Origin of the sequence: Kribbella sp. NPDC026596 (assembly GCF_040638415.1) — a bacterium.
GTDB lineage: Bacteria > Actinomycetota > Actinomycetes > Propionibacteriales > Kribbellaceae > Kribbella.
In genome coordinates this window covers 21,171-28,601 of sequence record NZ_JBEZYF010000098.1, presented here as the reverse complement: position 1 = coordinate 28,601, position 7,431 = coordinate 21,171, and the positions used below count along the sequence as shown (strand labels likewise).

The window sequence follows — 7,431 nt, the reverse complement described above, 5'->3', positions numbered from 1 at the left end:
GGTCGCCGCCCTCAGTCGTAGTACCGGCGCACGCTCGAGCCGATGCGGGTGACGTCGGTGCCGTAGATGTGGATGGAGATCGCCGTGCCGTCGGAGGTGTTGTTGACCCGGTGGATGTCGCCGGGCGGCGCGAAGCCGCTCACGTCGCCGACGTGGTTGTCGCTCTGCCCGATCAGCCGCAGGTCGGCGTCGTACAGGTCCTCGTGTTCGACGCCCTGGATCACCCCGAACACGCACCAGGTCACGTGGTCATGGATCCGGGTCACCTGCCCGGGCCGCCAGACCAGGGCGATGATCGAGAACGAACCGTCAGGCTCGACATGCAGCGTGTGACTGCGGTAGCGGTCCGCCGAGCCGACGCGCTGCTCGGCGGTCAGTACGTCGGGAGTCGGCAGGTGCCGGCGTAGTTGCTCGGCCACGAGTTGCGCCGTGCCGTTCCAGTCGGCGTGCTGGTCGATGGCGGTACGGACGCCGTCGATCAAGTCGGTCAGTTCACTGGTGGAGATCGTTGTTGTCGTCATGTCTTGAGCGTGCGCCGGTCAACCCATAACGTCTAATGCCAAGTTTCGTGCTCACTCATAGATAGATTTGATACATGCTCGATGTCACAAGACTGCGCGTCATCGATGCCGTCGCCCGTCACGGCTCGGTCACCGCCGCTGCCCGCGAGCTGCACTACTCGCAGCCGTCCGTCACTCATCACCTCACGCGCTTGGAGGCTGAGACCGGCGCGCAGCTCCTGCAACGCGCCGGTCGCGGCATCAGGCTGACCGAGGCCGGTCGCCTACTGGCTGCTCGAGCCGCCGAGATCATCGGCCGGATCGACGCCGTCGACGCCGAACTCGCCGCTCACGTCGGTCTGAGCGCGGGCCGGATCCGCCTGGCCGGCTTCTCGTCCGCGATCGGGTCACTCGTGCCGCGGGCCGTGGCGGCATTGGCCGACAAACACCCGGGCCTCGAGATCAACCTCCTCGACGCGCATCCGCCCGAGGCGCTCGAACTCCTCCGGACCGGCAAGATCGACGTCGCGATCGTCTTCCGGTACGACGAGACCGAGCCGGAACCGTCCGGCGTACGACTGCATCACCTGCTGGACGATCCGCTCTACGTGCTGTCGACCCATCAGCCGGTCGAGCTGCCCGGGCTCCGCGACGCGACCTGGATCGCCGGATGCGATCGTTGCCGTAGGCACCTGGTTTCGCTGTGCGCCGCCGAGGGCTACGAGCCGCGGATCGGCTACACGTCTGACGACATGGTGGTCATGCAGGCGCTCGTCGCGGCCGGCCTCGGGGTGACGACCATGCCCGGTCTCGCCCTCCGCGCCCACCACGCCGAGGGCATCATCGCCACCGAGCTCCCCGGGTCCCGCCGCCACGTCTACGCCGCGACGTACGGCGAACCGCCCGACCCACCCGCGATCGCCGCCCTCCTCACAACCCTCGCCGAAACCGCCGTCCTGTGAGCAGCCTGGCCCGCACATGCTGAATCGCGAGAGCCGGGTGCCGCGTTCTGGGCGCTTCAGAAGTTCTCGGCCGCGTCTGCTCCCGTGAGTGGGTTGTAGACGTAGACCTCGGTGCCGGCTTGGGGGGATCGGGCGTGGAGGGTGTGGAACATCGGGGCGAAGGGGCCGCCCAGGTCGATGATGGTTGCACCGGCGCCGAGGACGCCGCGGACCAGGGCGCTGGGGGCCGTGAGGTCGACGCGGGTGACCACGCCGGGCGTCACCCACACGGGCTTGTCCCCGAGCCGGCCGGACAACTGGTGATGCAGGTGGCCGCACAAGACCGCTTGTACGTCGGTCCCGGCTACGACTCCCGCTAGCTTCTCGGGCTCTTGCAGGACGACGGACTCGAGGTACGGAATTGCGTCGACGGAGATCGGCGGGTGGTGGAGTACGACGATCGACCCGGCCGGCGCGGGTGTTTCCAGCTCCGCGGCGAGCCAGTCGAGTTGGTCGTCGCCGAGCACACCGTGCGTCTCGCCGGGGATGAGGCTGTCGAGGGTGATGACCCGGAGGCCCGCGATCTCGCTCACCGCGGCGATCGCACCGGCGACGTCGGCGCGGCGGCCGATCGACAAGCCGTCGGGTCCGAAGTGTCCCGAGCCGAGCGCGGCGGTGAAACCCTCGCGACGGTCATGGTTCCCGGTGCAGTAGACGTGCGGAATGCCACGCTCAGCGGCGAACTCACCCACGGCCCTACGAACCGCGGTGCAGCCCTCCTCGGACCCGTCGTCGGCGATGTCCCCGCTGACGACGATCAGATCCAGCTCCGGGACCCGGCGTACGTCGTACAGCAGGCCGTTGAGCGCGGCGAGGCCGTCGACGCCGTCCTCATCCGGGCCGGTGCGGCTGACGTGGGTGTCGGACAGGTGCAGAACACGATGTGCCATGACGGGTTCTCCTGGGATGTCGTTGCCGTCGGCACCCAGGCGGTCGATGCCCGTCGTGTCACTCCCCGGTGGTTCGCCCACCCTCGCCAGTCGTGTGTGACCAAACTACCCAAGGTCAGTCGGTGAAGGTGACCTCCGCGGTGGGTTGGACGGCGGCGGTGCGGCCAGGTGCCTGGTGGTTCTCCCAGTAGAGGTTGGTGTGGGCGATGACCTTGTCCGGGGTGGGTGCGCCGTACTCCGACAGGTCTTCGGTGGTGTGCGCGTCGCCGACCAGGGTCACGTCGTACCCGCGGACCATGGCGCCGTGGATGGTGGAGCGGATGCACTCGTCGGTCTGCGCGCCGCTGACGAACAGACGGCCGATCCCGGCTGTGGCGAGGACGTCCTCGAGGTCGGTGTCCTCGAAGGAGTCCGCGAAGGTCTTGTGGACGAGCGGCTCCGACTCGTCGCGCTTGAGCTCAGGGACGAGCTGCCACTCGTCGCTGCCCTTCACGAGGTGCTCGCTGGAGTGCTGGACCCAGACGACCGGGACCCCGCCGGCGCGGGCCTTGCCGACCAGGGTGCTGATGTTGGACACCACTTGATCGCGCTCGTGTGCCTCACTGACGACACCGTTCTGGACGTCGATCACCACAAGTGCCGTGTTCGGCCGATCTGACAACGTGGACATGCCGTTCCCTCCCTTTCCCGGGTACACGACGGACGCTAGACCCGCTCGCCGACAGTTTCAGGAGACCTGCCAACTCCGTAGCCGCAGACGCACGGTCGGTACGTCGCCGTCGTCGAGATCCTCCGCCCGCCGCACCGCCGCCTTCACCGGCAGGATGTACCGCCCGTCCTTCGGGAACATCGAGGTGTCCCACACGCTGTCCCCGATCTCGGCCTGCACCGGGATCATCCCCCACCCGTACGTCACGAAGTTCGACTCCGCCTCGAAATACGCACACTCGTCCTCCGGCACCGTGACGAAATACCAAGGCGCCGGCCCTCGCCAATACCAAATCTCCGCCGCAAACTCGATCTCATTCACTGTTACTTGCCTCCAGCAAGCGTTGGGCTATGTTGCGGGCCGCGGTCTTCAGTTCTGGGGATTGGAGGATTCGGTAGGGGGCGGGGAGGGAGGTCAGCTGGCCGGCGTACCAGTAGGGTTCGTCGGTGCTGGCCAGGAGGCGGGTGTGGGTATCGTCGATGGGTTCCAGGCGGCCCATGCTGCGGGAGATCCAGTGGGCGACCTCGTCGCGCGGGGCGTCGATGATGACCTCGATGGGGTATTTCCAGCCCATGGCCAGGTGTTCTTCGACGGCGGCCAGTGGGTCGAGGTCGGCGGGTGCGGTGAATTCCTCGCCTTGCGGCTCGACTTTGGTGATCCTGTCGACGCGGAGAACGCGGCGGGAATTCTTCGTGTGCGACCAGCACAGGAGATACCAGCGGCCACGTCGTACGACGACTGCCCACGGGTCGACGTCCATCGGCCATTCCTCGCCGTGGTGGCGACGGTAGTGAATGATGACGCGCCGGCCGGCGGTGCTCTGGGCGACCAGGGCCGCGGTGATCTCAGGGTCCGGCGTACGGACGCCGGGGTCGGGAGCGCGCGCACGGACGCGGCGGATGGCGTCGGTGGAGCGGGCGATGTGTTCGGGCAGGACCCGGATGATCTTGCCGAGCGCGTTCTCGACCGGGTCGGCGGCGCCGCGTGGTCCTTCGAGCACGGCCATCACCAGGCCGAGCGCTTCGGTGGTCGTGAACATCAGTGGGGCCAGCCGTAGTCCGCGGCCGACCCGGTAGCCGCCGTACGGACCGCGGACCGACTCGATCGGGATGTCGGCCTCGCGCAGGATGGCGACATAGCGCCGGGCCGCCCGTTCGGAGACACCGAGCTTCTCGCCCAGCTGGTCGGCCGTGATGCCCGGGCTGTTCTGGATCAGCTCCAGCACCGTCAACGTCCGCGCCGTCGGACTCACGTCGTACGCCACAGGTCCTCACCATTCCGGAAGTGAACCGTCCGGAACCGAGCGTAGCGTGCCGGCCATGGACTACAACACCGTGATGGAACTGCCCGCAGCGGGCGACGAGGTCGAGACGATGCTGGGCGTACTGGAGCGCAATCGCCGGACGTTCGGGTGGAAGACCGGCGGGCTGGACGCGGCCGGAATGAACGCCCGGCTCGGCCCGTCGGCGATGACGCTCGGCGGTCTGGTCAAGCACCTGGCCCTCGTCGAGGCCGACATGTTCTCGCACCGACTGCACGGCCGGGACCCCGGCGAACCGTGGAACAAGATCGACTGGGACTCCGACCCTGACTGGGAGTGGCGGACCGCGGCGGACGACTCCCCCGAGGAACTCGTGCAGCTGTGGCGAGGCGCGGTCACCCGCTCGCGTGCCTCTGTGGCGGAGGCGATAGCGGACGGCGGTCTCGATCAGACCGGCAGCCTCGTCTGGCCGGACGGCCGCTCGCCGAACCTGCGCCGGCTCCTGGCGGACATGATCGAGGAGTACGCGCGGCACACCGGCCACGCCGACCTGATCCGCGAGTCCATCGACGGCCTGGTCGGCGAAGACGCACCCCAGGAGGTCGCCGCACCGTAAGCGCCGGGTAGCAAAGTGCTCAGCGGGTGAGCGGTTTGTCTGCGACGATCAGCAGGTGCGAGCGGATCGATTGGTGGCTGTGCTGCTCCTCATGCAGGCCCGTGGGCGGGTGACCGCCGCCGAGGTCGCCGAGGAGCTGGAGATCTCCGTCGCCACCGCGCGCCGTGATCTCGAGGCGCTGTCGACCGCCGGCATCCCGGTCTACCCACAGCCCGGACGCAACGGCGGTTGGCAGCTCATCGGCGGCGCGCGGACCGACCTCAGCGGTCTGAGCGCCACCGAGGCCCAAGCACTGTTCCTCCTGGTCGGTCCGGCGGCGTCCATCGCGCCGGACGCAAAGGCCGCGCTCCGCAAGCTCGTACGCGCGCTGCCCGACACCTTCCGCGAACACGCCCAAGCGGCCGCCGAGGCAGTCGTCATCGACCCGGCCCGCTGGGGCGAGCACGTCAAGGAACGCCCCGAGCTCGTCCGCCGGCTGCAGGATGCCGTCGTACGCCGTCGGAAAGTGCGACTGGTCTACCAAGGCCGGGGCCGGGAGGAGTCGGAGCGACTCGTGGATCCGCTCGGGCTCGTGGACAAGGACGACATCTGGTACCTGATCGCGCTCACCGACAAGGGCCAACGGACGTTCCGGGTCGAGCGGGTGGTGTCGGCCGAGTTGACCGAGGAGTCGTTCGAGCGGCCGGCGGGTTTCGACCTGTCCGTCGCGTGGGAGGAGATTGTCGATCGGATGGAGGAGCGGCGCTCCGGACTGACCGCGACCGTGCTGATGGACGAGCGGTTCGTGTGGGTGATGCAGGACCGGCTCGGCCGCAACTGCGAGGTCGACGGGATGGACGGCGACCGGGTGCGGCTCAAGGTCACCGCACCCACGCCGCTGATGATCGCTCAGCACCTGGCCGGCTGGGGTGGATCGATCGAGGTGATCGATCCGCCGTCGGTCCAGGCCGAGCTCGCCCGCCTCGGCCGCGAACTGGCCGACCGCTACAGCTGAATCGACCGACCGCTCACAGCGGGATCGTGTAGAGAATGAACCCGCGGTTCTCGGCGACCTGGTCGTAGAGCCGGCGAGCAGTCGCATTGCTCTCCTGTGTAGACCAATAGACCCGTCCGCAGCCCCGCTCTTTCGCCCAGTCGGTGACGGCCGCGATCAACGCTCGGGCCGCACCCTTGCCGCGGGCCTCCGGTGCGGTGAAGAGGTCCTGCAGATAACAGGAGTCCGGCGACGTCGTACTCGCGTGTGTGAGGAAATGCGTGATGCCGACCAGGCGGCCGTCGAGGCGCGCACCCAAGGCGTGGATCTCCGTGTCCTGCTGAAACCTGGTCCAGGCCTGGTCGAAGAACTCGTCCGGCATCGTGCGCCCGTAGAACTCGTTGTAACCGGCAAACAACGTCTGCCAGGCGTCACGGTCGGTAGGTTCCAGACGGCCGATGGTCAGCATGTCCGGCACAGTGCCACACCGGGAGGCGAAGTGGCCCACTGGGGTGAGTAAGGTGCGGTGGTTCGTCTTGTTCCGACATCCAGTTACAGGAAGCGTCCCGTGACCACATCCCCTCCCCAGCCGCCGCAGAACCCGTACCCCGGCCAGCCGGGCGGTTACGGTCCGCCCCCGGAGCAGTTCCCGCAGTACGCCCAACCGCAGAGCCAGCCCGAGACCCACCCCGGCCACCAGCCCGGCCCGGCAAACGGCCAGCAGCCGGGACAGGGCTACGGCGGTCAGCAGTACGGGCAGCCGCAGCAGGCGCCGTACGGGCAGCAGCCGTTCCAGCAGCAGGCGCCGTACCAGCAGGGACAGGCTTTCCCGCACGGTCAGCAGGCGTTCGCACCGCAGGGTCAGCAGCAGTGCCGGTTCTGCGGTGGCTACCCCGCGGTCGACGCGACCGTGCGTGGGCATCAGGGCATGATCATCCTGATGCGGTGGCTGAAGCTGCAGGGTCCGTTCTGCCGCACCTGCGGGATCGCCTCGGTGCGCGACATGACCTCGAAGAGCCTGTGGCAGGGCTGGTGGGGTATCGGGTCGGTGATCATCAACCCGATCATCATGCTGACGAACATCGGCCCGATGCAGAAGTTCAAGAGCCTGCCTGAGCCGGCTCCGGGACCGGGCCGGCCGATGGACCCGGGCAAGCCGCTGTTCCAGCGCCCGGTGATCCTCGGCCTGCTGATCCCGGTCGCGGTGCTCGCGCTGATCATCTTCGCGAACCTCAACTCGACCTCGAACGCCGATGTCGGTCAGTGCGTGCAGAACAAGGGCACGTCCAGCAACCCGGACGTGAGTGTCGTCGACTGCGGCTCGTCCGACGCCGAGTACAAGATCGTCGGCAAGCTGGACGACTCCACCGACGACACCCAGTGCGACCAGTTCGCCGGCTCCGAGGCGTCGTACGTGTACGAGCGCGGCTCCACGAAGTACACCCTCTGCCTGTCCCCGGTCTGACGACGGCGGCGTGCCG

10 protein-coding genes are annotated in these 7,431 nt (G+C 68.2%); 4 read left to right on the top strand and 6 right to left on the bottom strand.

Going from position 1 to position 7,431, the window contains the following annotated elements:
• Nucleotides 1-11 precede the first annotated feature (11 nt).
• Complete coding sequence (locus AB0E63_RS43065) at nt 12-521, bottom strand: cysteine dioxygenase family protein (protein ID WP_360379671.1); 510 nt, start codon at nt 519-521, stop codon at nt 12-14.
• Between the two features lie 74 nt (nt 522-595).
• On the opposite strand from AB0E63_RS43065, the gene AB0E63_RS43060 reads away from it, so the two are divergent.
• On the top strand, nt 596-1,462 hold the full coding sequence (locus AB0E63_RS43060; protein ID WP_360379669.1) for a LysR family transcriptional regulator: 867 nt from the start codon (nt 596-598) through the stop codon (nt 1,460-1,462).
• Nucleotides 1,463-1,518: 56 nt separating this feature from the next.
• On the opposite strand, the gene AB0E63_RS43055 is transcribed toward AB0E63_RS43060, so the two are convergent.
• The 4 genes from AB0E63_RS43055 to AB0E63_RS43040 form a co-directional block, all read right to left on the bottom strand.
• Entirely contained in the window at nt 1,519-2,391 is an 873-nt protein-coding gene (locus tag AB0E63_RS43055; RefSeq protein WP_360379667.1) for a metallophosphoesterase, read from the bottom strand.
• Between the two features lie 115 nt (nt 2,392-2,506).
• Complete coding sequence (locus AB0E63_RS43050; protein ID WP_360379666.1) at nt 2,507-3,061, bottom strand: isochorismatase family protein; 555 nt, start codon at nt 3,059-3,061, stop codon at nt 2,507-2,509.
• Nucleotides 3,062-3,118: 57 nt separating this feature from the next.
• Nucleotides 3,119-3,421 carry a DUF1905 domain-containing protein gene (locus AB0E63_RS43045; RefSeq protein ID WP_360379664.1) on the bottom strand — a complete coding sequence of 101 codons (303 nt, stop codon included), beginning with the start codon at nt 3,419-3,421 and terminating at the stop codon, nt 3,119-3,121.
• The gene (locus tag AB0E63_RS43040; protein ID WP_360379661.1) at nt 3,414-4,364 is read right to left on the bottom strand and encodes a WYL domain-containing protein; all 951 of its coding nucleotides are present in this window, start codon (nt 4,362-4,364) and stop codon (nt 3,414-3,416) included. The genes AB0E63_RS43045 and AB0E63_RS43040 overlap by 8 nt, the downstream gene beginning before the upstream one ends.
• Before the next feature lie 55 nt (nt 4,365-4,419).
• Between AB0E63_RS43040 and AB0E63_RS43035 the strand changes: the two genes are divergently transcribed.
• Nucleotides 4,420-4,977 (top strand): DinB family protein, encoded by a 558-nt coding sequence (locus AB0E63_RS43035; protein ID WP_360379659.1) that lies wholly within the window; start codon nt 4,420-4,422, stop codon nt 4,975-4,977.
• Nucleotides 4,978-5,050: 73 nt separating this feature from the next.
• Nucleotides 5,051-5,971, top strand: coding sequence for a WYL domain-containing protein (locus AB0E63_RS43030; RefSeq protein ID WP_360379656.1), 921 nt, complete (start codon nt 5,051-5,053; stop codon nt 5,969-5,971).
• A gap of 13 nt (nt 5,972-5,984) precedes the next feature.
• Here AB0E63_RS43030 and AB0E63_RS43025 read toward each other — a convergent pair whose 3' ends face one another.
• Nucleotides 5,985-6,419 (bottom strand): GNAT family N-acetyltransferase, encoded by a 435-nt coding sequence (locus tag AB0E63_RS43025; RefSeq protein ID WP_360379654.1) that lies wholly within the window; start codon nt 6,417-6,419, stop codon nt 5,985-5,987.
• Between the two features lie 99 nt (nt 6,420-6,518).
• Between AB0E63_RS43025 and AB0E63_RS43020 the strand changes: the two genes are divergently transcribed.
• Complete coding sequence (locus AB0E63_RS43020; protein WP_360379651.1) at nt 6,519-7,415, top strand: toxin-antitoxin system, toxin component; 897 nt, start codon at nt 6,519-6,521, stop codon at nt 7,413-7,415.
• The last annotated feature ends 16 nt before the right edge of the window (nt 7,416-7,431 follow it).

Coding starts and splice junctions, on each gene's coding strand:
- AB0E63_RS43060 (WP_360379669.1), top strand. CDS start 596: ATGCTCGATGTCACAAGACTGCGCGTCATCGATGCCGTCGCCCGTCAC.
- AB0E63_RS43065 (WP_360379671.1), bottom strand. CDS start 521: ATGACGACAACAACGATCTCCACCAGTGAACTGACCGACTTGATCGAC.
- AB0E63_RS43035 (WP_360379659.1), top strand. CDS start 4,420: ATGGACTACAACACCGTGATGGAACTGCCCGCAGCGGGCGACGAGGTC.
- AB0E63_RS43050 (WP_360379666.1), bottom strand. CDS start 3,061: ATGTCCACGTTGTCAGATCGGCCGAACACGGCACTTGTGGTGATCGAC.
- AB0E63_RS43055 (WP_360379667.1), bottom strand. CDS start 2,391: ATGGCACATCGTGTTCTGCACCTGTCCGACACCCACGTCAGCCGCACC.
- AB0E63_RS43025 (WP_360379654.1), bottom strand. CDS start 6,419: ATGCTGACCATCGGCCGTCTGGAACCTACCGACCGTGACGCCTGGCAG.